Genomic DNA, 26,805 nt, shown 5'->3' on the forward strand with positions numbered 1-26,805 from the left:
CGGATTCCCGGCGCTCGGCTGCTGGCCCAAACCAGCTTTTTGCCGTCGAATTCCCTCTTGCATATAATTCTTGAATATCATAGTCAAGATTTCAGACGGAGCGAAAGCACTGACTTTCGCTTGGAGGCAGAAGTTATCCGAGGTTGCAATGACGACCAGAAGCGCACTTTCAGAAGCGGCCGATGCCGCGTCCGATCCGGCGCGTCATGCGTGTTCTTTCGTGCGTAATTCGAGCGTGACAGGAGCGGGCGCATGAGGCCGCAGGCAAGCGTCGCCGCGCTTCTGGAGGATCTGTCGCGGCAGGAGATCCGGGTCTGGGCCGAGGGAGACCGGCTGCGCTGCGCGGGGCCCCAGGCGGCCCTGACACCCGAACTCAGCGAGCGCCTGCGCCGCCTGAAGGCCGACATCCTCACCCATCTGGCGCGGGAGACCGAAGGCACGACGATTCCCGCCCGCAACGACCCCGCCCCGCCGCTGTCCTTCGCCCAGGAGCGCCTGTGGTTCATGGAGCGGATGATGCCGGAGGCGGGCATCCATCACATGGCGCTGGCCGCCGAGGCGCTCGGCCCGCTCGATCTTGACCGTCTGGCGCAGGCGCTCGCAGCCGTGATCCGCCGCCACGCGATCCTGCGCACCCGCATCGGGCTGCAGGATGGCGCGCCGGTTCAGGTCATCGAGGCGGCAGGCCCTGCCGGATGCCTTTCCGTGTTTCAGGTGATCGACCGGCGCGACCGGCCGCTTTCGCTGCAGGAGCGTGAGAGCCTGCTGCACGCCGAGGCGCGGCGCGCCTTCGATCTCGCCCGGCAATCGCCGCTCCGCCTCAGCGTCGTCAGGCTGGCGCCGGAACGGGCGCTGATCCTGCTGACGCTGCATCACATCGCCGGCGACGGCTGGTCGCTGGAGATCCTCCTGCGCGAACTGGCCGATGCCTATCGCCATAAGGGGCAGGAGACGAAGCCGCCGCTGCCGATCCAGTATGGAGATTTCGCCGCCTGGCAGCGCGATCATCTGGCGGGGCCTGCGGCCGAGCCGGCTCTGGCCTTCTGGCAGCAGCACCTCGCCGCGCCTCTGCCTGCCACGCGGCTGGCCGGAGATTTTCCGCGACCGGCGGTGCAGGCGCATCAGGGCGCGCTGGAACCGGTGAAGATCGGCCGCGAGACCGCCGACCGGCTTCGCGCGCTGTCGAGCGCCACGGGCGCCACCCTGTTCGCCACGCTCTTCACCGCCTTTGCCGTGCTGGTCCACCGGCTGACCGGCCAGACGGACCTCGTGATCGGCACGCCGGTTGCCAATCGCCGCCACATCGAGACGGAGGGGTTGATCGGCCTGTTCGTCAATCCGCTGCCGCTGCGGCTGCGCCTGAGGCCGGCGGAGCCCTTCCGCGAAAGCCTGCGCCGCACGCAGGACACGCTCTGGCAGGTGCTGGCGCATCAGGACCTGCCGTTCGAGCGGCTGGTCGAGATCGCCAATCCCGCCCGCGATCCCAGCATGCATCCGCTGTTCCAGCTCAAATTCCAGCTGGATGCGCCCTCCCCCGACACGATCGACCTGCCAGGCGTCACGCTCACCCGGCTGGCGCGCGCGGATGGTATCGCCAAGCTGGATCTCAGCCTCAACCTTCAGGAAACAGGCGCAGGGCTGCACGGGGCGTTCGAGTTCGACACGGCGCTGTTCCGGCCGCAAACGGTCGCAGCGCTGGCGCGCGCCTTTGAAACGCTTGTCGAGGGGCTCGCCGCGCATCCCGAAACCGTTCTTGCCACGCTGCCGCTCCTGTCCGCCGACGATCATGCAAGGCAGATCCGCAGCTGGAACGCCACGCAGACGGCCTATGACCGCGCCGCCTTCTTTCCCGCCCTGTTCGAGGCGCAGGTGGAGCGCGATCCCGATGCCATCGCCCTGGTTCAGGCCGTGGATGGCCAGCGGCGGACCGAGAGCTATGGCGCGCTCAACCGCCGCGCCAACCAGATCGCCCATAGGCTGCGCGCGCAGGGCGTGGGGCCGGAGCAGGTGGTGGCCATTGCGCTGGAGCGGGGCTTCGACATGGTCGCGGCTTGGCTCGGCGTGCTCAAGGCCGGGGGCGCCTATCTGCCGCTCGACCCTGCCTATCCGCCCGGCCGCATCGCCGACATGCTGGAGGATTCCGGCGCCACCCTGGTGCTGACCACGAGCGCCATCCCCTTGCCTGACCCGCTGCCTTCAACCGCGCGGCGCATCGATCTCGACCTAGACTGGCCGCAGGACGCGTCCACCGAGGATCCCGTTTCCGTCAGCCATCAGGGCGATCTCGCCTATCTGATTTACACCTCCGGCTCCACCGGCCGGCCGAAAGGCGTGATGGTGGAGCATCGCGGCCTCGTCAATCTGGTGAAGGACAAGATCCGCGTCTGCGCCGTCGGGCCTGACGATTGCGTCTTGCAGTTCTTCTCCTTCTCCTTCGATGCCTCCATTCCGGAGATGGTGATGGCGCTCAGCGCTGGCGCGCGGCTCGTGCTGCTGGCGCCAGACGAGGTCCTGCCCGGCCCGGCGCTGGCGCGCAGGATCGAGGAAGAGCGTGTCACCCACCTCACCATGACGCCATCGGCGCTGTTCGCCCTGCCCGCCGGGGCCTATCCGGCGCTGCGGCTGGTGCTGACGGGCGGCGAGGCGCCGACGCCGGAGCTGATCGCGCGCTGGGGCGCCGGGCGCCGCTTCATCAATGCCTATGGGCCGACGGAAACGACCGTCAATGCCAGCATGGTGGCCTGCGCTGCCGGGGAGATGGCGGAAGCGGTGCTGCGGCCGGCGGCCAACAAGCAGCTCTATGTGCTGGACGCGCATCTGGAGCCGCTGCCGCCGGGCGTGCCGGGAGAGCTGCACATCGGCGGCCTCGGCATCGCGCGCGGCTATCACAAGCGCGCGGCGCTGACGGCGGAGCGCTTCGTGCCCGATCCCTTCGCCACCAAGGATGCACCCGGCCTGCTCTACCGCACCGGCGACCGCGCCTGCCAGCTTCCCGACGGGCGCATTCGCCTGCTCGGCCGGATGGACGACCAGGTGAAGATCCGCGGTTACAGGATCGAGCCGGGCGAGATCGAGGCCATGCTGCTCGCCCATCCGCAGCTGGCCGCAGCCGCCGTGACGGTGCGCGAACTGGAGGGGGAAAAGCGCGTCCTGGCCTATGCCGTGGCGCGCGACGAGGATGGGCTTGATCCCCTCGCCCTGCGCGCCTGGCTGGCGCAGCGGCTGCCGCGCTATCTCGTTCCCGATGCCGTCATCCCGCTTGAGCGCCTGCCGCTGACCGTCAACGGCAAGGTGGATCTCGCCGCCCTGCCCGTGCCCGCCACGCTCGGCGAGGGCACGGGCCGCCCGCCGCGCGGCGCGATGGAAGAGGCGATCGCCGCCTGCTTTTCCGCCGTGCTGGGCGATCGCCCGGTTGCGGCCACGGATGATTTCTTCGCCATTGGCGGCCATTCCCTGCTGGCAACGCGGCTCTGCGCGCTGGCGAAGGAGCGCTTCGGACTGGAGATCGCCATTCTCGATCTCTTCAACGCGCCGACGGTGGAGGCGCTCGCCCATCATCTGGCGGGCGGACAAGACCGCGCCATCGCCGATGCGCCGGAGCTGGAACAGGACATCCGCCTCGACCCCGCGATCCGCCCCGCCGCCACCGAGGCGGGCCTCTATCCGCCGCGCACCGTGCTGCTGACGGGCGCGACCGGTTTCGTCGGCGCCTATCTGCTGCAGGCGCTCCTGCGCGATCCCGCGCGCGAGGTGACCTGCCTCGTGCGCGGCGCGGATGGGCTGGAGCGGCTTCGCCGCGCCCTGTCGGCCTATGGCCTGTGGCAGCAGGACATGGCGGCGCGGCTGAGGGTGGTGGCAGGCGATCTGGCCTCGCCCGGGCTCGGCCTGTCGCGGCAAGAGACCGCGCGCCTTGCCGAAAGCGTGGACGCCATCCTGCACAATGGCGCCGAGGTGCATCACCTCTACCCCTATCAGCGCCTGCGCGCCGCCAATGTGCTGGGAACGGCGGAGCTTCTGCGGCTTGCCGCCGCCGGGCGCGGCCGTCCGTTTCACCTGATCTCCTCGCTGAGCGCGCTCACGAGAAAGGGGGCTGGCGGGCCGATCCGCGAAAGCGATCCCGTCACGGCCTTCCCGCCGCCTGCGGGCGGCTACAACAGGACCAAATGGGCGAGCGAACATCTGGTCGAGGCCGCGCGGGCGCGCGGTCTCGTCGCCACACTCTACCGGCCGGGCGCGATCTCGGGCGCGAGCGACAGCGGCGCCTTCAACGCGGACGACATTCTCTGCCGGATGATGCAGGGCTATCTGCACTCCGGCGCGGCGCCCGAAGGCGAGACCCTGCTGGCGATGCTGCCGGTGGACTACCTCGCCCGCGCCGTCGTCTGGCTGATGGACCGGCCGGACGCGGCCGGCCAGACCTTCCATCTCCTCCATTCCACCCCCGTCAGCTCCGCGCGCCTGTTCGAGGCGGCGGCGCAGGAGGGGCTGGACCTGAAGCGCCTGTCCCGCCCCGAATGGCGCGCCCTGCTGGCCCAGATCGCCCGCGAGGATGCAACCCATCCTCTGGCGCCGCTGATGGGCCTGCTGGAGCAGGACGTCACAGGTGAAGACGGGCCCGGCGGAAACGGCGCGCGACCGATCGACCACGCCCGAACACGGGCCGCGCTGGCGGAGGCTCCCTTTGCCGAGCCGCCGCTCGATACTGCCCTCCTGCGCCTTTATCTGCGCGCCTTCCTGCGCGCCGGCGCCCTCGACCCATCCCGCAAAGAAGAGCATCGCCATGGCTGACCACGCGAGCAGATACGACCACTGGGCCTGGCTGTATAACCAGACGCTCGGTCCGCGCTACGGCGCGCACAAGATCGGCCCGATCGAGCGGGTGGTGCTGCCGCATGTGCCGGCCGGCGGCGCGATCCTCGATCTGTGCTGCGGCACCGGACAGCTGGCGGCAGCACTTCAGGCGCGCCAGTTCCATGTCACCGGCCTCGACGGTTCGGCTGACATGCTGCGCCACGCCCGCGACAACGCGCCTTCCGCCCGCTTCGTGCTGGGCGATGCCCGGCATTTCGACCTTGGAACGCCCTTCGATGCGGTGCTGTGCACCAGCGCCTCGCTGAACCACATGGAGGGGCCGGAGGATCTGGCGGCGGTGTTTTCCAGCGTCAACCGGGCGCTGAAGGCTGGCGGCATCTTCGTCTTCGACGTCAACCACCCCGCGCAGATGGCCCGCCACTGGCATGGCCGCCCGAGCGAGGGCGAGATGCAGCCCGACTTCGCCTGGGCGATCACGCCGCAATATGACCCCGCCGCCGGACAGGGCGCCTTCACCGTGGATATTTTCCGACGGGCGAACGGGCAAAGACGGTCGCGGCTGAGGGCGCTGGCCGAACGCCTCACCCGCGCCAGGCCGTTGCGCCGCCTGCGGCTGGCGCTTCTCGCCCGACCCGGCCTGCTGCATCGGGGGTGGGAGCACAACCGCGTCGTCAACCGCGTCTGGGGCCATGATCTCGATCAGGTCTCGGCGCTGCTTGCGCAAAACGGCTTCGCGCCCGAGCTGCGCAGCACCACCGGCGGGCCCGTGGACGACGGGCACGCCGCCTATTTCTTCTGCCGCAAGATCGCGGAGACGGGGTCGGAGCCGGGCGCGCAGCCGGGGAACGTTCTGGCGGAGGTCTCCGCATGACCGTGGTGCCTCTCCATCCGTCCGCCAAGGCCGCAGCCGAGATCATTGCCGCCTTCAACCGGAAAACGCCGCGCTCCAAGGCAGCGGCAGAAGAAAGCCGGCGCGTTCTGGCCGACAAGAGCGCCATCGGCGTGCCCTTCTCCCTGCTGGCGAAGGAGGCGCTCTATCCGCTGGTCGTCCGGCGAGCGGAGGGGGCCCACCTCGTCGATCTCGACGGCAACCGCTATGTCGACATCCTCATGGGCATGGGCATCAACCTTTTCGGCCACAACCCGTCCTTCATCCGCCAGGCGATCGACGCGCAACTCGACAAGGGCTTTGCCCTGGGGCCGCAGGCCGAGCTGGCGGGCGAGACGGCGGCGCTCTTCTGCCAGCTGACGGGCCATGAGCGGGTGACCTTCACCAATACCGGCACCGAGGCTGTCATGACCGCGCTGAGGCTCGCCCGCGCCGCGACCGGCCGGGCGAAGGTGGCGATGTTTTCCGGCGCCTATCACGGCCATAGCGATCAGGTGCTTCAGCGCCCTGCCGAGGCCGGGTCGCCCCGCGCGATTCCCGCCTTTTCCGGCATTCCGGCCGCCCTGTCGCAGGACGTGCTGCTGCTGGACTATGCCGATCCGCGCGCGCTCGATCTGATCGCGGCCGAAGGAGACGGGTTGGCGGCCGTGCTGGTGGAGCCGGTGCAGAGCCGCAACATCGACCTTCAGCCCGGGGACTTCCTGCACCGGCTGCGCGCGCTGACGGAGCACACCGGCACCGCCCTGATCATGGACGAGGTGATCAGCGGCTTCCGCGTCGCGCCCGGCGGTGCCCAGGCCCATTTCGGCATCACGGCGGATATCGCCACCTATGGAAAGATCGCCGGCGGCGGCCTGCCTTTGGCGCTGATCGCCGGGCGCAACCGCTTCATGAATTATATCGACGGCGGCCCTTGGTCCTACGGCGACCAGTCCGTGCCGCCGGTGCAGCCGACTTTCTTTGCCGGCACCTATTGCCGCCATCCGCTGGCGCTCGCCACCGCCCGCGCCGCCGCGCGCCACATGCTGGAGGCCGGGCCAACCCTGCAGGCGGGGCTGAACGCCGAGACCGACCGTCTGGTCGCGCGTCTCAATGCTTCGCTGGACGCGGCGCGCCTGCCGGCCGCCTTTACCGCCTTCGGCTCGTTCTTCGCGCTGTCCGCCACGAAAAGCCGTATCCCGCCGCTCGCGCTGGGCCTGTTGTCGCTGACGCTGCTGACCGCGGGCATCCACCTGCGCGCCGGCGACAAGGGCGGCTTCCTGTCCACCGCGCACCGCCGCGAGGACATCGACGCCATTCACGACGCTTTCGTCAACGGCCTGAGCGGCCTCGCGGCGCTTGGCCTTATTCCCCTGATCGATGGAGCCACAGCATGAGCACTCAGGATCAATCCGACGACATCCTCTACCGCGTCGTGATCAGCGACGAAGAGCGCTATTCGATCTGGCCGACCTACAAGGACATTCCCCTGGGATGGCGCGACGGCGGCTTTGAGGGCCCCAAGCAGGCCTGCCTCGACCATATCGCCGAGGTGTGGACCGACATGCGGCCGCTGGCGCTGCGCCGCGCGATGGACCAGGCAGGCGAGGCCGCCCCGCAGGGGGAGACCGGCCGGTGACCCGCCATCAGCGCGCGCTGGAACCGCATGCCCCTGTGACCGCAGCGGAGCGCCGGGAGCTGGGCCAGCTCGGCGCGAGTGCGCAGAATACGGACAGGACAGAGAGCACGGCGGCGGCCGAAGAGGCCTGGCTCGACCTCCTGCTGCCGAATGCGCTGCCGGCGGAGGCGGTGCTGGAGGCCGAGCAGCGTGAGGGCCTGCACACCGTGCTCTGCGGCTTGGTGAAGGCGCTGGCATTGAACCCGCGCGACGGTCTGCCCCTGCTCAGCGAACTCCTGCAACGGCTGGATGCGCTGGGCAGTCAGGACGAGAGCGGGCCCGAACCCGTCGCCGTCGACACCACAGGCCTGCCGCTCACCGCCTTCCAGGCCAGCGATTACGACCGCTATTTCCGCGTCAACCGCGTGGCACCCGCGCTGCCGGCGACCATGATGGTGCGAAGCCTCGTGCAGGCCATCCATGCCGTGACCGACCTCTTCGCGCGCAGCGCGGATCTGCCGGAGCGTCAGGTGCGCGGGCAGATCGAGGGCTTCGTCGCCCAGGCGCATCTCCTGGCGCGCGCGCTCGGCCTGGAGCGGCTGCGATGACAAGGGCCGATCTCTCCCCGCCGCAGCCGCCCTCGCCCTTCGCCATCTGGCGTGAATTTCACTGGGCCTTCTTCCTCAATGTCCAGGGTCTCATCGTCGCGCTGCGCCGCTTCCGGCTGGCCCTGGAGCGGCAGAGGATGGCGGATGCCGAGGAGGAGCTGAACACGGCATCCGTGCTGCTGACGGCATCCGCCGCCGCCATGGAGCTGGCCGCGAGCTTCCCCAAGGAGGTCTACGAGACGACGATCCGCGTTTCCATGACCCGTCCCACGGTGGAATCGGATGATTTCAGCGGCTTGATGTCCTGGGAGCATGCGGTGCTCGTCGATCTCTGGCGGGATCTGCGCCCGGTCTTTTCCGCCCTGCCGGAGGAGCTGGCAGTGGCCCATTCCGGCTTCGTCGCCGCCTATCGCCATCTGGCCGAAAGCCATGTCGGGGTCTGCGCCCGCTTCGTCGATTCCGGCAGCCTGCGCTTCGATGATCGCAATGCGGTCGAAACCCTGCGCCGCTTCGGCCGTGGCCGTCTCGGGCTCATCGACCCCGGCGGCCAGGGATGCCCTTTCCACTCATGACGCTTCCCGGCGCGCCCGCACCGCGCGCTCAAAGCCCGTCCGGAGGATTTCCTTCCATGCACGACCTCTCTGCAGCCCTTCCTGAAGCCGACGACAACCGGCACCGCATCGCCGTGATCGGCATGAGCGCCCGCCTGCCGGGCGCGGCCGATCTCAACCAGTTCTGGCAAAACCTCGTGGACGGACGCGAGAGCGTCCGGCGCTTCACCGAGGAAGACCTGCGCGCAAGCGGTGTGGCGGACAGCCTGCGGAGCAGCGGCGATTTCGTGCCCGCCGGCGCGCCGCTGGACGGGGCAGACCGGTTCGACGCCGCCTTTTTCGGCTATAGCCCGGCGGAGGCGGAAATTCTCGATCCGCAGCAGCGCATCTTCCTCGAATGCGCCTGGGAGGCGCTGGAGACCGCCGGCTATGCGGGCGAGGCCGGCGGCGGCGCGGTCGGCGTCTTTGCCGCAGCCGGCATCAACACCTACCTCTTCAATCTGCGCGACAATGGCCGCATCCGCGAAACGGTCAGCCCCTATGAGATCTTCGTCTCCAACGACAAGGATTTCCTCGCCACCCGCACCGCCTTCAAGCTGAACCTGACGGGACCGGCGATCACGGTGCAGACTGCCTGCTCCTCCTCGCTCGTGGCCGTGCACATGGCAGCGCAGAGCCTGCTTTCCGGCGATTGCGACATGGCGCTGGCCGGCGGCGTCGCCCTTTCCTACGGCACGGGCTATCGGGCCCGCGAAGGTGGAATCCTGTCTCCCGGCGGCCATTGCCGCGCCTTCGATGCCGCCTCCGGCGGCACGGTGCCCGGCAGCGGCGTCGGCATCGTCGTGCTCAAACGGCTGGAGGATGCGCTCATCGATGGCGACACGATCGATGCCGTGCTTCTGGGCTCGGCGATCAACAATGACGGCGCGCGCAAGGCGAGCTTCACGGCGCCGCAGGTCGACAGCCAGGCGGCCGTGATCGCCGATGCGCTGGCCATGGCCGGCGTGGCGGCGGAAAGCATCGGCTATGTCGAGGCCCATGGCACCGGCACCGCGCTGGGCGACCCGATCGAGGTCGCGGCACTGACCAAGGCCTTCCGGCGCGACACGGACCGCAAGGGCTTCTGCGCGCTCGGCTCGGTCAAGACCAATATCGGCCATCTCGACACGGCGGCCGGCATTGCCGGCCTGATCAAGGCCGTGCTGGCGCTGAAACACCGGCAGATCCCGGCGAGCCTGCATTACGAAACGCCCAATCCGCAGATCGACTTTGCCCGCAGCCCCTTTTTCGTCAATGCGGCGCTGAGGCCGTGGCAGGATGCGGCCGGGCCCCGCCGCGCCGGCGTCAGCTCCTTCGGCATCGGCGGCACCAATGCCCATGTGGTGCTGGAAGAAGCGCCGCCCGCCTCGCCGCGCGCGCAAGAGGCCGGCCCGCAGCTTCTCCTCTTCTCGGCGCGAAGCCCGCGCGCGCTGGCGCGCACCGCTGCCAGACTGGCGGACCGCTTGGCCGCAGATAAGGCGCCGGCGCTCGTGGATGTCGCCTTCACGCTCCGGGCCGGCCGGCGCGGCTTCGGGCATCGCCAGTTCGTGGTGGCGGGCGACCGGCAGCAGGCCGTCGCGCGTCTGCGTGCGCTCGCGGATGGGGGCGAGGCCGATCTGGGGCAGACGGCGGCGGATGCGCCGGCAGAAGCCGTCTTCCTCTTCCCCGGCCAGGGCAGCCCCTATCCGGCCATGGGCAAGGCGCTTCATGCCGCGCTCCCTGCCTTCCGCGAGGCTTTCGATGCCTGCGCGCGTCTCCTCGACAGGGAGCTCGGGATCGACTTCAAGGCCTGGCTGTTTTCCGGGGACGAGGAAGTCCACCGCACCGATCTGGCCCAGCCGGCCCTGTTCGCCGTGGAATATGCCCTGGCGCGCCTGATGATGGCGCATGGCGTGCGGCCTGTCGCCCTGCATGGCCACAGCATCGGCGAATATGCGGCGGCCTGCATCGCCGGCATTTTCGATCTGGAAACGGCCATCCGTCTCGTCGTGGCGCGCGGCCGGCTGATGCAGTCTGCCGAGCCCGGCGCCATGCTCGCCATCATCCATCCCGGCGAAGATATCGGGCGCTTGATGTCGCCGGCGCTCTCGCTCGCCGCCGCCAATGCGCCCGGCCTCAGCGTGCTCTCCGGCGCGACGGACGCGATTATCGCACTCGAGCAGCGGCTGACGGCGGAAGGGATCGCCAGCCGCCGGCTCAAGACCAGCCATGCCTTTCACGGGCCGATGATGGCGCCAGCGGCCGCGACCTTCCGCGCGCTCCTGTCCGCCGAGCGGCTCTCGGCGCCGACCGTGCCGCTGATCTCCAACGTCACCGGCACCTGGATGACGCCGGAGCAGGCGACCGATTCGGCCTACTGGACGGGCCACCTGCTTCAGACCGTCCGCTTCGAGGAAGGTACGCGCACGCTGATGGCGCGCCCGAACGCCGTCTTCCTCGAGCTCGGTCCCGGCCGCACGCTCGGCACTTTCACCGCGCAGACCGGCGTGGATGCGCAGCGCATCGGCGCGACCATGCTGGACACCGCGCGGGAGCGCGAGGCGGAGCAGACCCTGGAGGCGATCGGCCGCTACTGGCAGCGCAATGGCAGCCTGCAGCCCGAAGCACGCCAAGGCCGCCGCGTCGCCTTGCCCACCTACCCCTTCGAGAGCACGCGCCACTGGATCGAGCCCGACGATGCGCAACTGGCCGTCGCCGCCCTCCCCGCGCCGAAGACCGGCCCGACGCTGTCGCGCATCGACTGGCGCCGCGCCATGGCAGGCAAGGCCGGGCACGCAGCACCCAGGGGCCGCATCCTTCTGTTCGATGACGGGCACATCGGCCCGGCGCTCGCCGAAGCGCTGGAGCGCGGCGGCGCCGAGCCCTACCGCGCGCAAATGGGATCCGGCTTTGCCGAGCCGGATTACCGCTGCTTCACCCTGCATCCTCAGGCGGCGGACGATTATACTGCCCTGCTCGACAGCCTCGATGCGCGCGGGGCGGCACCCCGGCACGTTGTGTTCGCCTGGCCGCTCGCCGGGCGGCCCGAACCAGAACGAGAACAGCGGCCGCAACAGCAGGACGCACCGGCGCGAGCCCTGCTTTTGCTCGTGCGGGCCTTGGCGCGGGACGGGCGCGCGGTGACTTTGACGGTCGTGACCCGCAATGCGATCGACGCAACCGGGCTGGAGCCGGCGGACACCGCCCAGGCGCTTGTCGCCGGGATGGTCAGGGTCATCGGTCAGGAATATCCGGCCCTCACCTGCCGCCATATCGACATCGACGATGCCCCGCCGGCCCGGCTGGCCCCGCGCCTTCGCGATGCTCTGGGGCAGGACGCGCCGGAAATCACCCTGCGCGGCCCCCATTGCTGGCGGCCTGAAACGCGGGAGATCGACGGGCCCGAGGGCCCCGGGCTCAAGCCCAGCGGCGTTTATGTGCTGGCCGGGACGCTGGCCGAGGGCGTGGGCAAGGCATGGGAGCAAGGCCTTGCGGCGCTCCCGGGGGCAAAGCTTGCGCTGCTTCAACCGGCGGGCGCGTCTGTCATCGACAATCCCGACGGCATGACGCTCCGGCTGGACCCTGCCGACCCCACGGCGGTGCGCGAGGCGCTCGACACGGTCGCAGCCCACTTCGGCCGGATCGACGGGGTCTTTCTCGCCATGCCGCAATCCGGCGAGACATCCGCTGCGCTCATCGCCGATCTGCAGCCTTTGCATTGGCGCGACACGCTCGACCGGCTCGCCCTGGTCGAGAGTTTCGCCGCGGCACTGGCCGGGCGCAAACTCGGCTTCTGCTGCGTGCAGTCTTCGCTGTCCACGCAGGTCGGCGGCCTCGGCCTGTCGGCCTACGCCGCTGGCCACGCCGCCATCGACCGGCTGGTCGCCGAACAGGCCAAGGCGGGAGAGACCGGCTGGCTGGCGATCGGCTATCCGCTGATCGCCGAGGGCCCCGTTCCGTCTTCCTCCGGCGGGCGGAAAAATGCCTTCGCCGTTTCGCCTGAGGCAGCCTGGGATTTCACCGCAGCGGCGATCGCGTCCGGCATCAGCGGCCGCCTCCTGCTCTCGGGCGCGGCGCTCCCGCCGGCGGACACGCCGGCAGCGGTGGAGGAGACCGCGCCGCCCGACGCCGGACGCAGCCGACCGCCGCTTGCCACCGCCTATCGCGCACCGCGCACGCCGACCGAAGCGACGATCACCGGTATTTTCGAGGAGCTTCTGGGCCTTGCCCCTGTCGGTGTGGACGATGGTTTCTACGAGCTTGGCGGCCACTCGCTGCTCGCCATCCGCGCCGTCGCCCGCCTGCGGGAGGCCTTCCCGGTCGATATCGCCATGCGCGACCTGCTGTTCGACAATCCGACGGCCGCAGCCATCGCCGCAACCATCGACACCCGCAGGATGCAACAGGCGGATCTCGCGGGAATGGCCGATCTCCTCGACGAAGTGACGCGCCTGTCCGACGCCGATGTCGACAGGCTGCTGGCTGGAGGCAGCATGCGATGAACGAGCTTTTGACGAAACTGGCCGGCCTCTCGCCGGAACGCCGCGCGCTTCTGGAGCGCAAGCTGCTGGAGCGGGGCATGGCCCTGTCGGATCGGATCCTGCCGCGCGCCGACCTTTCCGCGCCCGTGCCGCTCTCTTCCGCCCAGAAACGGCTTTGGTTCATGCAGCAGCTGGAGCCGGAGACGGTCGCATACAATATGAACCTCGCCCTCAGCCTGGCGGGTCCGCTGGACCGAGCAGCGCTCGAGCGGGCCTTCGCCGCGCTCGTCGCCCGTCACGAGCCGTTGCGCACGCGCTTCACGCAGGGCGCGGACGGACAGCCGCAGCAGATCGTGGAGGAGGCGCCCGCGCTTGCCATCGCCTATCAAGACTGCCGGGGAAAGCTGGACCCCGACGCGGCCGCCAGGCGCCATGTGGCAGCCCTCGTCGCCACGCCCTACGACCTGACGCGCCCGCCCGTGCGCGCTTGCCTCGTCGCGATCCGGCCAGACGAACATGTTCTGGTGCTCGGCCTGCACCACATCATCAGCGACCGCTGGTCGATGGGCCTTCTCGCGCGCGATCTCTCCGCCTTCTACCGCGCCGAAGTCACCGGCGCTGCAGCTTCGCTCGAAGAGCTGCCCGTGCAGTTTGCCGACTGGGCGCTGTGGGAGCGCACGCGCCTCGCCAGCCCCGAAGCCGCCCGCCAGCTGGCCGAGCAGGCGCTGAGGCTGCGGGGCGACCTGCCGGTGCTGGAGCTGCCGCTCGACCGCCCCCGCAGCCCGACCGCGCAATTTGCCGGCGCGCACCATCCCGTGCGCGTCGAGCCGGCGCTGGCGCTGGCGCTGCGGGCGCTGGCGGCGGAGCGCAATGTCAGCCTGTTCACGCTGCTCTTGACGGCCTTCAACGTGTTTCTGCACCTCTTGAGCGACAGCGACGACATCATCGTCGGCAGCGAGGTGGCCAATCGCGACCGGCCGGAGACCCAGGCGATCATGGGACCGCTGGTCAACACGCTGGTGCTGCGCAGCGATCTCTCGGGCGATCCAACCTTCAGCGCGCTTCTCGGCCGCACAGCCGAGGCCGTGCGCCAGGCGCTGGCGCAACAGGACATTCCCTTTGAGCGCTTGGTCGAGACGGTCAATCCCGAGCGCTCGCTCTCGGAGCTGAACCCGCTGTTCCAGGTGAAGTTCGACATCCAGCACTCGGTCACGCCGCCCTCGGAGCTGCATGGCCTGACACTCGCGCCCTATCCGCTGGAGGAGATCGCGACCAAATACGATCTGCGCTTCAATCTGGAGGATCGCCAGCCTGACATTGCCGGCCGGATCGAATATTCGCGTAAGCTCTTCGATCCCGAAACCATCGCGCAGATGTTCGCCGGCTTCGAGCGCGTGCTCGATCTGATCGCGGAGGCGCCAGAGCGGCCGCTGTCGCGCTTTTCCCTTCTCGACGCGGCGCGCGAAAGGGCGATCATCGCCGCCAGCGCCGGCCCGCTGCGCGATTTTCCCGAAGATGCCTGCCTGCACGATCTGATCCGCGTACAGGCGGAGGCGACCCCGGATGCCGTCGCCGTGACCGACGGCACCGTCACCTGGTCCTATGCGACACTGGCCGCGCAGTCCGCCCGCATCGCCGCCGCCCTCATGGCGGAAGGCGTGAAGCCCGGCGACCGCGTCGGGCTCTGCATGCGCCGCTCGCCCCGGATGATCGCCGTCCTCTTCGGCATTCTGGAAGCCGGGGCGGCCTATGTGCCGCTGGATGCAGACTATCCGGCCAGCCGGCTTGCCTTTATCGCCAGCGACAGCGGCATCGACCGGGTGCTCTCGGACCATCGGCCCGCCTTCCTCTCCATGGAGCTGGCAACGAAGCTGCGGCTGATCGACGTCAACGACCTGCCTGATAGCCCCTTGCCCCCGCGCGCGAAAACCCGGCCCGACGATCTCGCCTATATCATCTACACCTCCGGCTCCACCGGCGTGCCCAAGGGCGTGGCGGTCGAACATCGCTCCGTCGTCGCCTTCCTGCGCTGGGCGCAGGAGCGCTTCACCCGTGAGGATGTCGCTTTCACCTTCGTGCCGACCTCGATCAGCTTCGACCTCTCCGTCTTCGAGCTTTACGCACCGCTCGTCCGCGGCGGCGCGCTCGTGGTGGCAGACCATTTCCTGGCGCTGGCAAGCCTTGCCGACAAGGTGGAGCTGACGCTGGTCAACACCGTGCCGAGCCTGCTGCAGGCCTATCTTCAGGAGCATCGCCTGCCCGACAGCCTGCGCGTGGCCACCTTCTGCGGCGAGCCGCTCCCGGCCGCGCTGGTCGATGCGCTGAAGCGCGACTATCCGCGCCTTGCGATCCACAATCTCTATGGCCCCTCGGAGGACACCTGCTTCTCCACCGAGGTGGCATTGCATGGCGATCGCTACACGGGCGGGGTCGTGCCGATCGGCCGGCCGCTGCCCGAGACGCGCGCCTATATCCTCGACCGGTGCGGACGCCTGCGGCCACCGGGCCTTTCGGGCGAGCTCTATCTGGCAGGCGCGGGGCTCGCGCGCGGCTATTTCGGCCGGCCGGCCCAGACAGCCGAGCGCTTCCTGCCGGATCCCTTCTCCGGCCACCCCGGCGCGCGGCTCTACCGCACGGGCGACCGCGTGCGCCGCCGGCGCGATGGCCTCATGGAATTTCAGGGCCGGCTCGACCACCAGGTAAAGCTGCGCGGATTGCGGATCGAAACGGGCGAGATCGAGCACCATCTGGAGCGCCTGCCCGGCATCGAAAAGGCCGTGGTGACGGTGACGCCTGGCGCCGACCGGCAGCTCGCCGCCTTCATCGAGCCGAAGGACGGCGCCACCTTAAGGGAAGAGGATCTTCGCCGTGCGCTGTCGGCCGATCTTCCGTCTCACATGGTGCCGACGCTCTGGTGCCTCGTGGCGCATCTGCCGCAGCAGCCGAACGGCAAGATCGACCGCGCGGCCCTGCCCGCCCTGCTGCCCGCGGCCGAGCAGAGCGCCGCGCCACCCGAGACCGCGATGGAGCGCCGGGTCGCCGAGGCCTGGAGCGCGGTCTTGCCCGGCGAGGCCGAGCGCAGCCTCGGCGATCACTTCTTCCGGCTCGGCGGCCATTCGCTGCTGGCCATGCGGATGATCGCCCGCCTCGCCATCGACCTGCCGACCAGGGACGTGCTGCGCACGCTCTTCGCCTTCCCCCGGCTGAAGGAGTTTGCCGCAGCGCTGGAGGCCGCGGGCGGAACGGCACGGCAGGCGCGGATCGTGGCGCTCGAGGACGGGACGCGGCCGCCGCTATCCTACGCCCAGCAGCGCCTCTGGGCCCTGTCGGAGCTGGAGCCGGACAGCGTCGCCTATAACATTCCCGCCGCTCTGCGCCTGCGCGGCCCGCTGGACCGCGAGGCGCTTGCGCAAGCTTTCGAGGGCCTGAGCCTGCGCCACGCCGCCCTGCGCACCCGCATCCTCACCCGCGACGGCCGGCCCGAGATCGTCGTTTCCGACCGGGCGGAGCTGGACATTGCCACGATCGAGGCCCGCGAAGACGCGCTGCCGGAGCATCTTTCAGCCGAAAGCAATCGCCCCTTCGATCTGGCGCGCGGGCCGCTGTTTCGCGCCCGGATCATCGCGCTCGGTGCCGAAGACCATGTCGTGCTCGTGGTCATCCACCATATCGTTTCGGACGCGCAGTCGATCGCCATCCTGCTGCGCGAGGCGATGGCGCTCTACGAGGCGGGACCGGAAGGGGTGGCGAGGCTGCCGGCCCTGCCGCTCGGCTATGGCGATTTCGCCGCCTGGCAGCGCCGGCAGGATTTCGCGCCGTCGCTCGAAAGCTGGCGCAGACAGCTTGAGGGCGCACCGCCGCTTCTCGATCTTCCGACCGATTTCCCCCGCCCGGCGCGGCAGGATCATCGCGGCGGCAGCGTGCGCTTCGCGCTTGCGCCCGACGTGACGGCAGCGCTGTTGCAATGCGCGCGGCAGGCCGACGCCACGCCGTTCATGGCGATGCTTTCGGCCTTCGCCGGCCTGCTGTCGCGCTATTGCGGATCGCCTGACGTGGTCATCGGCACGCCGATCTCGCAGCGGCCCGACCCCGCGCTGGACAATGTCGTCGGGCTCTTCGTCAACACGCTGGCGCTTCGGCTGGTGCATGCGCCGACCATGAGCTTCCTCGACCAGATCGCCCAGGTTCGCGCCCATGTGATCGAGGCGTTCCGCCATCAGGACGTGCCGTTCGAATGCCTTGTCGATGCTCTGGCGGTGTCGCGCAGCGGCAGCCACAACCCGGTTTTCCAGGCCATGCTGAACTGGCAGAGCGCCGAAACGCCGGCGCGCCTGCCGGCCGGCCTGACAGGGGAAGCCCTGGTGCTGGCACAGGAAACGGCCAAGGTCGATCTCTCGCTCGATGTGAGGCAGGCGGGAGATGGCCTGTCCTGCAATCTGATCTACCGCAGCGACCTGTTCCGCCGCGAGACGATCGTCCATATGGCCGAGGCCTTCGAGACGCTCCTGCGCGGGCTGCTGGCTGCGCCCGCAACGCCGCAGGGCCGCATTCCCTTCCTGCCCGAAGCGCAGCGCCGCCAGATCGCGCGCTGGAACGACACAGCGAGGATCCAGGATCCCGAGATCACGCGTCTGCACAGCTTCTTCGAACGCAGCGCCTGCCGCCTGCCCGAGGCGATCGCGGTGACCGACCGGGCGCGCAGCCTGACCTATGCGGCGCTGGACCATCGCGCCGGAAAGCTTGCCGCAGCGCTCGTCGCGCGTGGCATCGGCCCGGGATCGGCGGTCGGCATCTGCCTGGGGCGCACCGTCGATCTCGTCGCGGCGATCCTGGCCGTGCTGAAGACCGGCGCGGCCTATGTGCCGCTCGATCCGAACTATCCGCGCGAACGCATCGCCTTCGTCGCGGCCGATGCCCGGCTCGCCCTTCTGCTGACGCAGGATGCGCGCGCCGATTTCCGCGCCTATGCCACGCTCGATCCGGCGGCGGTGTGGGAGGATGCCACGGGGGACCATCCGGCACCCGCGCGCGAAAGTGCAGCGTCTTGCCGCGATCTCGCCTATCTCATCTACACCTCCGGCTCGACCGGCAAGCCCAAGGGTGTCGCGATCGAGCATCGCAACGCGGTGGCCTTTGTCCACTGGGCGCTGGAGACCTTTCCGGCGGAGAGCTTCGCCGGCATGCTGGCCTCCACCTCGGTCTGCTTCGACCTGTCGATCTTCGAGATCTTCGCCACGCTGGCGGCGGGCGGCCGGATCTTCATGGTCGAGGATCTGTTCGAGCTGGCGGATGCGGCCTTCGCCGACGAGATCACCCTGATCAACACCGTGCCGACGCCGATGATGGAGCTGATGCGCTTCGGCCCGCTGCCGCCCCGGGCCCGCACGGTGTGCCTGGCGGGCGAGCCGCTGCCGGAAAGCCTGGCGGAAGCGATCCTCGCCGACGGCGCGGTCGAGGCGCTCTACAATCTCTACGGCCCCTCCGAGGATACGACCTATTCGACCGGATGCCGAGTGCAGCCAGGAGAGCCCATTCATATCGGCCGGCCGATCGCCAACACCACGGCCCATGTGCTGGACGAAGCCTTTCACGAAGTGCCGATCGGCGCGCCGGGCGAGCTCTATCTCGCCGGCGCCGGCATCGCCCGCGGCTATCATGACCGCCCAGATCTCACCGCCGAGCGTTTCCTGCCCAACCCCTTTGCGTCGTCGGGAGATCACCCGCTGCTCTACCGCACCGGCGACCGCGTGCGCCGGCGCGCCGATGGCAATCTCGACTATCTCGGCCGGGCCGACCGGCAGATGAAGATCAGCGGCTTCCGCATCGAGCCGGGCGAGGTGGAGGCCGTGCTGATGCGCCATGCCGCCGTCACGGGCGCTGCCGTGGATGCCTGGCGCGACGAAACTGGCCATGCCCGTCTTGCCGCCTGGGTGGAAACCGCCGGAGAGGTGGCGATCTCCGATCTCACGGCCTTCCTGTCGGAGCGGCTGCCGCGCCATCTCGTGCCGGTTCTGATCGCCCGCATCGACGCGCTGCCGCGCCTGCCGAACGGCAAGCTCGACCGCAAGGCCCTGCCCGATCCTTCGCGCCCCGACCCCTCGCACGCTGATCCCTCAAGCAAGGAACCAGCAACGTCCGCGCGGAAAACACCACGCCCCGGCACGGAAAGCCGTCTCGCCGCGATCTGGGAGAAGCTGCTCGGGCGCAGCGGGATCGGCCGGGAGGACAATTTCTTCGCGCTCGGCGGCGATTCCATCCTGGCGATCCAGGTGGTGGCCGAGGCGCGCAAGCAGGACCTCATCCTCTCCCCGCGCGACCTCTTCCTCCATGCGACGCTTGCGGCGCTGGCGGCTGCCACCAGCATCGGCAAAGTGGAGGCGGAGAGCGGGCCGGTCACCGGCGCGGTTGCCATCGGGCCGGCGCAGGCCTGGTTCTTCGGCCAGGCCTTTGCCGAGCCCGATCACTGGAACCAGGCGCTTCTTCTCAAGCCCCGCCAGCCGATCGACGCGAGCGAGCTGCGCCGCGCACTCGACCATCTGCACGGCGCGCATGACGCCTTGCGGGCGCGCTTTGCCCATCAAGATGGCGCATGGCAGCAGAGCTATGGCCTGGTCGAGGCCGCGCCCCGGCTTCACCATGTTCGCTGCGGGCAGGCGGATGCTGCCGAGCGTCTCGCCGAGACGATGCACAGCCTTCAGCGCGGCTTCGATCTCGAAACCGGCCCGGTCTGGGGCGCCTCCCTGATCGAGATCGAAGGTGGGGAACAAAGGCTGGCGCTGGCCGCCCATCACCTCGTCATCGACGGCGTCTCCTGGCGCATCCTGCTCGACGATCTCGCCACCGCCCTGCAGACCGGGCGGAATGCCGGCACCCGCCCGGCACTGCGCCGGACCACCTCTTTCGGCCAGTGGATACAGAGGCTCGCGCAGACGGCGTTGTTCGACGGCGAATTCGACGACTGGTCCGACATCGCCACCGCGCCCGCCGACCGCCTGCCGCGCGCCGCTGACGGCGGCAATCGCGTCGCCGATACTGCCCTAGTCGTGCGCACGCTCGATGAAGAGGCGACCGTCGATCTTCTCCACGCGGCACCCTCGGCCTATCCCATCAGGCCCGAGGAGCTGATGATCGCAGCGCTGTTCAGCGCCGTCAGGGCGTGGACCGGCGCGCGGCGCCTGCGCCTCATCCTGGAAAGCCATGGCCGCAGCGATCTTTTCCCTGAGGTCGATCTCAGCCGCACCATCGGCTGGTTCACCGCGTTCTATCCCGTGCTTCTCCAGGCGGAGACGGAAGCGCAGCCGCGCGCGCTGCTGCTCCGGGTCAAGGAGAGCCTGCGCCGAATTCCCCATGACGGTCTGGGCTATGGCGTGCTGCATCATCTTAAAGGGCGGCGCCTGCCGGTTCTGGAGGAGATCGCCGAGATCCGCTTCAACTATCTCGGCCAGACCGACAGCCTGTTTTCCGGCGATGCGCTTTTCACCCGCGCGGACGAAAGCGTCGGCGAGACGCGCGGCGCAGGCAATGGGCGCGGCGTGCTGCTCGACATCAATGCCATCGTCTCCGGCGGCCGGCTGCGCGTCTCCTTCGCCTATTCCTGCGCGCTGCACGATCGCGAGACGATCGAGGCGCTGGCCGCCCGCTTTGAAGAGGCGCTGGCGGAGCTGACCGCGCTTTGCCTGACTTCGCCGGAGCCAGGCTATACCCCCGCCGATTTTCCGCACATGGCCATCGACCAGGCCGATCTCGAAGCCATCCTCCGCCAGCTCTAGGACGTGACATGCAGGCCAATCCGCTCCAGCGGCACAACATCGCCGACATCTACCCCCTCTCGCCCATGCAGGAGGGGATCCTGTTTCACAGCATCTCGGCGCCGGGAGAAGCGTTCTACATGCCGCAGACGGCACTGCGCCTCCTTGGTGCCGTCGATGGCGCGGCGCTGAAGGCCGCCTGGCAGGCGGCGATCGACCGCCATGCCGTGCTGCGCTCCGGCTTCTACTGGGAGACGCGCGACGCCCCGTTCCAGATCGCCTTCAAGCATCTGTCCGCAAGTTTCGCCATCCGCGACCTTCCGGACGCCGACAGCGCGCAGGGGCTGGAGCGAATCTTTGCCGAAAACCGGGCCGAACCCTTCGATCTGCAGCGCCCGCCGCTCCTGCGCGTGCAATGGATCCGCACGGGGCAGGAACGCTCAATCCTCGTCGTCTGCTATCATCACATCATTCTCGACGGCTGGTCGATCCGCGCGCTGCTGGAGGAGGTGCTGGCGCTCTACCGCCACGAGACCGGCGCGGCAGGCGCGGCGCTGGCGCCGCCTCGCGCCTATGGCGACTATATCGGCTGGCTGAAGGCGCAGGACCGCGCCGCAGGTCTGCGCTTCTGGCAGGATCGGCTCGACGGCGCGCCAAAGCCCTTCCGGCTGCTCGCCCACGAGGGCTCCGGCCCCTTTGCTCGCCTCAGCCGGAACTGCCCCAAGGGTCTGCATCGTGCCATCAGGGAAGCGGGCGCCCGCGCCGGCCACACGCTCAACACCCTGCTGCAGGGGGCGCTGGCGCTGCTGCTCGCCCGCCAGTCCGGCCGCAGCGACGTGATCTTCGGCACCACCACCGCCGGCCGGCCGGCGCAGCTGGCCGAGGCGGCCAGCATGATCGGCCTCTTCATCAACACCCTGCCGGTGCGCGTGCCGATCGAGGGCCAGACCTCCGTGCGCGGCTGGCTGGATCGGCTGCAGGCGCGCCAGGCCGAAACGATCGCGCATGAGCATGTGCCGCTCGCCAGCATCCAGGGCGCGGGCGGCGCCTTGTTCGATACGCTTCTGGTGGTCGAGAATCTCAATGGACCGACCGGCGGACCGACCGGCCGCACTGACGTCCTGCCCTTCGCCGTCGAGCCGGTCGATTTTGACGAGCGCACCCATTTTCCGCTGACGCTCTGGGCGCTGCCGCGCGCCGCCGGGCTGACGCTGATGGCCGGCTACTGCCGCGATGCGCTTGACGGCGACACGGCGGCCGTGCTGCTGGACGCGCTGATGCGCAACCTTGCAAAGATCCTAGCGCAGCCGGACAGCACGCTCGACGCCCTTCTGGAGCGACTAGGGCCACCTCTGTCGGCGCCGGGGCTTTCCACGCCGGCAGACCCGTTGCCGACAGAAGCGGCGGACGCGGCACCGGTCTCGCAGCCCATCTCGCCGGCAGGCGCGCGTGCGCTCACCGCCACGGAGCAGCGGATCGCCAGGATCTGGCAGGAGGTGTTGAAGAGCGGCCCGCTGGGGCCGGACGCGCACTTCTTCGCCCTTGGCGGCCATTCGCTTCTGGGCGCGCGGGTGATCAGCCGCCTGCGACAGGAGATCGCCGTGCCGGTGCCCGTGCGCAGCCTGTTTGAAAGGCCCGTGCTTTCGGATCTCGCCGCCGAGATCGACCGCCGGGCCGCACCGGCCGAGGGCCATATCGAGATCGAGATCTGAGCATGGCCTCTTCCCGCCCGCTTCTCCTCGCCTTTCCGCCGGCCGGTGCCGGGGCCGGGCTGTTTCGCAGCTGGGTCGGCGCAGCACCGCCCGCCATGGCCGTGCATCCCGTTTCGCTGCCGGGGCGGGAGGCGCGCTTCAGCGAGCCCCTGCCCATCAGCATCGAGGCGCTGGCCGATCAGCTGGCCGGCGAGCTGCGGCCGCTGCTGACGGGCCCTTATGCGATCCTCGGCTATTCCATGGGCGCGCTTCTCGGCTATGAGACGGCCCGGCGCTTTCAGGTGCAGGGACTGGGCGCGCCCGAAGCCTTCTTCGCGCTCGGCTGCAATGCGCCGGACCGGATGGTGCTCGACCGCGATCCGTTCCATGATATGGAGCCGGCCGCCTTCCGCCAGGCGCTGATCGATCTCGGCGGCATGCCCCTGGAAATCCTCGACAATCCCGAGGCGATGGCGGTCTTCGAGCCGGTGCTGCGCAATGACTTCCGCATCTGCGAAACCTATCGGCATGATGCGTCGCGCGGCGTGCTGCGCTGTCCGGCGCATCTTCTGCTCTGCCGGGATGACGCCTTCGTGCGGGAGCCGGCCGCAATCGCTTGGTCCGACTTCGTCACCGGCGGCCTGACGCTGGACTGGATCGATGGCGGGCATATGATCGCCGGGCCGGTCTTCGATGCGCTTCCGGAACTGGTGGCCAGGCGCTGGCTGGAGCGGGCGCAGGACGCGCAGGCCGGGGCGAGAAAGGCAAGATGGCGATGACAGGAGATGAGAGCGCCAGGGCACCGGAGAGGCATGCCACGGCATCGGAGGGCGAAGCGCGGCTTCGTCAGGCTCTCGAGGCTCAGGCCGCCTATATGCCGGATGTCACCGCGGCAGTCGCCCCGCTCGAGGAGGGCTGGCGCACGGCCCGCGCCTTCTTTGCCGATGGAGAGGCCATCGAGCAGTTTCTCGCCTTCGAGCGTGCGCTGAACAAGGGCACGGACCTGAAGAGCGCCGGCGCCTTCCTGATGAGCGATTACGGCTATATTCTTGCCGGTGCCGTGGTGCCGCTGCTCGTCGGCTTCGGCCTGCTGCCGGATCTGGCGCCGGGCAAGATCGCGCTCTCCTTCTATACCGCGCAGGACGAGCATGAGGGCACGCTGCATGCGGTGCGGCGCGCCCATGTTCGCTATCTCACGGCGGATTTCGTAGAAGGCGGACTGGAGGATGCCGACCATCTCGAGCGGTTCCGCCGGCAGGCGGAGGCGCATTTCGCGCCTGTCGTGGAGGCGGTTTTCGCGCAGACGGGCCTGTCGCGCGCCGCCTTGTGGCGGCTGGCGGCGGATGCGCTGGCCGGCCGCTTCCTCGATGCCGGCCGCCATTTCGGCTGCGCGGACGCCGCCATGGCTGCGGCGATGCGGATCCTCAAGCAGCCGCGCTCGCCCTTCAACAACCGCCAGCTCCATTATTTCGAGCTGACGGTTCTGGATGCTGACCGGAAGCCCTTTTCCCATGTGTTCCGCGCACGCGGCGGCTGCTGCCGCTATTATCGCGTCGAGGAGGGCAGCCTTTGTCCGACCTGCGTGCTGAAGCCGGCCGAGGCCCGGGACGAAGACCTTCGTCAAAAGATGCGCGCCCATCTCGGACTGTCCTGAGCCAGGACACGGCAGGCCGTGTCCCGCGCCGCGCGGCCGGCGTCTTTTGCATGCGTCCTTCTTTCCCGGCGCAAATTTTTATCGAATTTTTTCCATGCGGGAGTCCTCACGCACGCCTTTCATTCGTCTTCCCCCTGAGCAGCCTTTTTGCCGCTCCCGATGCTGTCGTGGCGCGCCTTGCGGGGACGCGGTCATTTTCCGCCAGGACAGCCGGAAATGAGGTGTTCCACGGCGCCTTGAACGCCGTTTGATTGGGGGTTTTGATGCGTAAGAACATGTGCGTCTCTCGCCGGACATCTGTCTGCCGCGGGGCCGGGGCGGCCCTGCGCGCGGCTTTGATGACCAGCGCTGCCTTTGCGGCGCTGAGCCCGGCGGTGCCGATGATGGTGCGGCCGGCGGCGGCCCAGGCGAAGCAGCTGGCGGTTTCGGTGCCCGCCGGCCCCCTGACGCCGGCGCTGAACAGCCTGGCCGCGCAGACCGGCCTGCAGATCCTGTTCGATGCCAGCCTGGCGCAGGGCAAGACGAGCCGGGGCGCGCGCGGCACGCTGACGCCGGATCAGGCGCTCTCCGCCGTCCTCTCCGGCACGGGGGTGAAGGCCCGCTTTGCCGGCAGCAATCAGGTCTCTCTGTCAGCCGATACGACCACGACGGGCGCGGTCACCGACAATGGCGACACGCTTCTGGATACGATCACCATCTATGGCGCGCGCAATGCCACCACGCTTCAGGGCACCACCAGCAGCGTCGGCGTCGTCAGCGCCGAAGCCATCGAACAGGGCGAGATCCGCACCCTGCAGGACTCCTACCGCCGGCTGGCGAACGTTCTCGACAGCGCGACCGTCAATTCCGGCTTCGTCATTCGCGGCATGAGCTCCGAAGGGCTGGTCCCCTCGGGCGGTCCGGCGGGCTCGGTCTACATCGACGGCATCCTGCAGACACGCTACAATGCCCGCTTCGGCGCCCGCAACCTGTGGGACGTGGAGCAGGTGGAAGTCTATCGCGGTCCGCAATCGACCCTGTCCGGCCGCGCGGCCATGACCGGCGCCGTCTATGTCAAGTCGAAGGACCCGACCTTCGAGAAGGAGGCGGAGGTCTCCACCACCGTCGGCAGCGACCATCTGTTCGGCACGGCCATCATGGTCAACACGCCGCTCGTGGAAGACCAGATCGCGCTGCGCATCGCCGGCGCCTTCGAGCGCTCGGACGCCTATGTTCCATACGATCACTTCCGCAATTATGCCGGCTATGACGACCTGACCACTGATATCAGCCGCTCGATCCGCGCCAAGCTCCTGATTACGCCTGCGGAAATGCCGGATACGCGCGCGCTGATCACCTATCAATATTCCAAGGACCGGCCGAACGACGCGCTGGTCGGCTATGACACGCTCGCCGATGGCAGCCCCAATCCGAATGCCGGGCGGGGCGACTTCAACTTCCCCTCCTTCACGGAGTTCCGCGCGACGGCCACGCACAATCTGGGCGCGGAGATCACCCACGACTTCTCCAACGCGCTGCGCTTCACCTCGATGACCGGCTATCAATACGGCATCAACACGCGCGCCTCCGTCGATTATGGGACGCCCGGCAATGTCAACGGCTCGCATGGCGAGGATGACGACTCGATCTTCACCCAGGAGTTCCGCCTGAACTATGACGAAGGCCCTTGGAAATGGGTCGCAGGTGTCTATGGCAGCCACCAGATCTGGAACGGCACCACCGATTTCGTCGTTCTCGACCAGCTGCAGCAGAGCGACTCCCAGCACCGCAAGACCACGAACCTCGCCGTGTTCGGCGAAGCGACCTATGAATTCGTGCCCACCTGGTTCGCGACCCTCGGCGGCCGGCTCGACTATCTCAAGGACACCAACACCGAGAAGAACTATTTCGGCGCCATCACCAGCTCGCCCGTGCTGACCGGCGATCCGGCGACGTTCAACGAAGTCAACTTCGTGCCGAAGGTCGGGATTTCCAAGGAACTCGACGCCAATCAGACGCTCGGCCTGACCTATAGCCAGGGCTTCCGCTCGGGTGGTTCCTATATCGACCGCCAGGATCCGGCCAACACCAAGCTGGTGACCTACCAGCCGGAATATTCGCAAAACGTCGAGCTGTCCTACAAGGGCACGCTGCTGGACGACCGGCTGACGCTGAACGCCAATCTGTTCTACACGCATTACGAAGACCAGCAGGTGGAAATCCGCCCGTCCTCGCCGATCCCCGGCTATCGGGTGACGCAGAACGCGGCAAAGTCCCGGGCGTGGGGTTTCGAGATCGAGCCGAACTACCGCTTCACCGAGCAGTTCTCCGCCTTCGCCTCGCTCGGCTATCTCAACACAAAGTTCCTGGACTTCAGCCATGGGGCGATCGGCGACCAGTCCGGCAAATCCTTCCCGGAAGCGCCGGAATGGACGCTCGGTCTCGGCGGACGCTACGAGTTCGAGAACGGCTTCTTCCTCGGTGCGGATGCCAAATATACCTCGGACTATAATTCCCGCTTCGGCTCCAAGGGCATGTACAAGATCGACTCGCGTGTGATCGTCAATACACAGGCTGGGTACAAGAAGAACAACTGGGAAATCACCGCCTTTGCCGAGAACCTGACCGACGAGAAATACTACACGCTGATCGACCCGGATTACGCCAATTTCCTCGGCGCCTATCCTTTCGGCCAGGCCGGCAAGCCACGGACCTTCGGGCTGAACGTGCGCGCGAAGTTCTGACAGTCTATCCAACAATCGCCGTTGGCCGCCTGC

General features: G+C 68.8%; 12 protein-coding genes. All 12 read left to right on the top strand.

Annotated features, from left to right (window positions below; genetic code table 11):
- The first annotated feature begins 252 nt into the window (after positions 1–252).
- The 12 genes from BJF92_RS21815 to BJF92_RS21870 all read left to right on the top strand — a co-directional run bounded on the left by BJF92_RS21815 (position 253) and on the right by BJF92_RS21870 (position 26,772).
- Positions 253–4,788 (top strand): non-ribosomal peptide synthetase, encoded by a 4,536-nt coding sequence (locus tag BJF92_RS21815; protein WP_075636845.1) that lies wholly within the window; start codon positions 253–255, stop codon positions 4,786–4,788.
- Positions 4,781–5,683 carry a class I SAM-dependent methyltransferase gene (locus BJF92_RS21820; protein WP_075636846.1) on the top strand — a complete coding sequence of 301 codons (903 nt, stop codon included), beginning with the start codon at positions 4,781–4,783 and terminating at the stop codon, positions 5,681–5,683. Before BJF92_RS21815 ends, BJF92_RS21820 begins: the two co-directional genes overlap by 8 nt.
- The gene (locus BJF92_RS21825) at positions 5,680–7,077 is read left to right on the top strand and encodes an aspartate aminotransferase family protein (protein ID WP_075636847.1); all 1,398 of its coding nucleotides are present in this window, start codon (positions 5,680–5,682) and stop codon (positions 7,075–7,077) included. The genes BJF92_RS21820 and BJF92_RS21825 overlap by 4 nt, the downstream gene beginning before the upstream one ends.
- A complete protein-coding gene (locus tag BJF92_RS21830) occupies positions 7,074–7,319 on the top strand; it encodes an MbtH family protein (protein WP_075636848.1) in 246 nt (81 codons plus the stop codon). The genes BJF92_RS21825 and BJF92_RS21830 overlap by 4 nt, the downstream gene beginning before the upstream one ends.
- Complete coding sequence (locus BJF92_RS21835) at positions 7,316–7,906, top strand: hypothetical protein (protein ID WP_075636849.1); 591 nt, start codon at positions 7,316–7,318, stop codon at positions 7,904–7,906. The genes BJF92_RS21830 and BJF92_RS21835 overlap by 4 nt, the downstream gene beginning before the upstream one ends.
- Positions 7,903–8,478 (top strand): siderophore biosynthesis protein, encoded by a 576-nt coding sequence (locus BJF92_RS21840; protein ID WP_075636850.1) that lies wholly within the window; start codon positions 7,903–7,905, stop codon positions 8,476–8,478. Before BJF92_RS21835 ends, BJF92_RS21840 begins: the two co-directional genes overlap by 4 nt.
- 56 nt (positions 8,479–8,534) lie before the next feature.
- Positions 8,535–12,977, top strand: a complete 4,443-nt coding sequence (locus tag BJF92_RS21845; protein WP_075636851.1) for a type I polyketide synthase — start codon at positions 8,535–8,537, stop codon at positions 12,975–12,977.
- A complete protein-coding gene (locus BJF92_RS21850) occupies positions 12,974–20,725 on the top strand; it encodes a non-ribosomal peptide synthetase (RefSeq protein ID WP_075636852.1) in 7,752 nt (2,583 codons plus the stop codon). Before BJF92_RS21845 ends, BJF92_RS21850 begins: the two co-directional genes overlap by 4 nt.
- Before the next feature lie 8 nt (positions 20,726–20,733).
- Positions 20,734–22,416, top strand: a complete 1,683-nt coding sequence (locus BJF92_RS21855; protein WP_075636853.1) for a condensation domain-containing protein — start codon at positions 20,734–20,736, stop codon at positions 22,414–22,416.
- Positions 22,417–22,418: 2 nt separating this feature from the next.
- The gene (locus BJF92_RS21860; protein ID WP_075636854.1) at positions 22,419–23,174 is read left to right on the top strand and encodes a thioesterase II family protein; all 756 of its coding nucleotides are present in this window, start codon (positions 22,419–22,421) and stop codon (positions 23,172–23,174) included.
- On the top strand, positions 23,171–24,049 hold the full coding sequence (locus BJF92_RS21865; protein WP_075637026.1) for a (2Fe-2S)-binding protein: 879 nt from the start codon (positions 23,171–23,173) through the stop codon (positions 24,047–24,049). The genes BJF92_RS21860 and BJF92_RS21865 overlap by 4 nt, the downstream gene beginning before the upstream one ends.
- 338 nt (positions 24,050–24,387) lie before the next feature.
- Positions 24,388–26,772 carry a TonB-dependent receptor gene (locus tag BJF92_RS21870; protein WP_245294858.1) on the top strand — a complete coding sequence of 795 codons (2,385 nt, stop codon included), beginning with the start codon at positions 24,388–24,390 and terminating at the stop codon, positions 26,770–26,772.
- The last annotated feature ends 33 nt before the right edge of the window (positions 26,773–26,805 follow it).

The organism is Xaviernesmea rhizosphaerae, from assembly GCF_001938945.1.
GTDB classification, from domain to species: domain Bacteria; phylum Pseudomonadota; class Alphaproteobacteria; order Rhizobiales; family Rhizobiaceae; genus Xaviernesmea; species Xaviernesmea rhizosphaerae.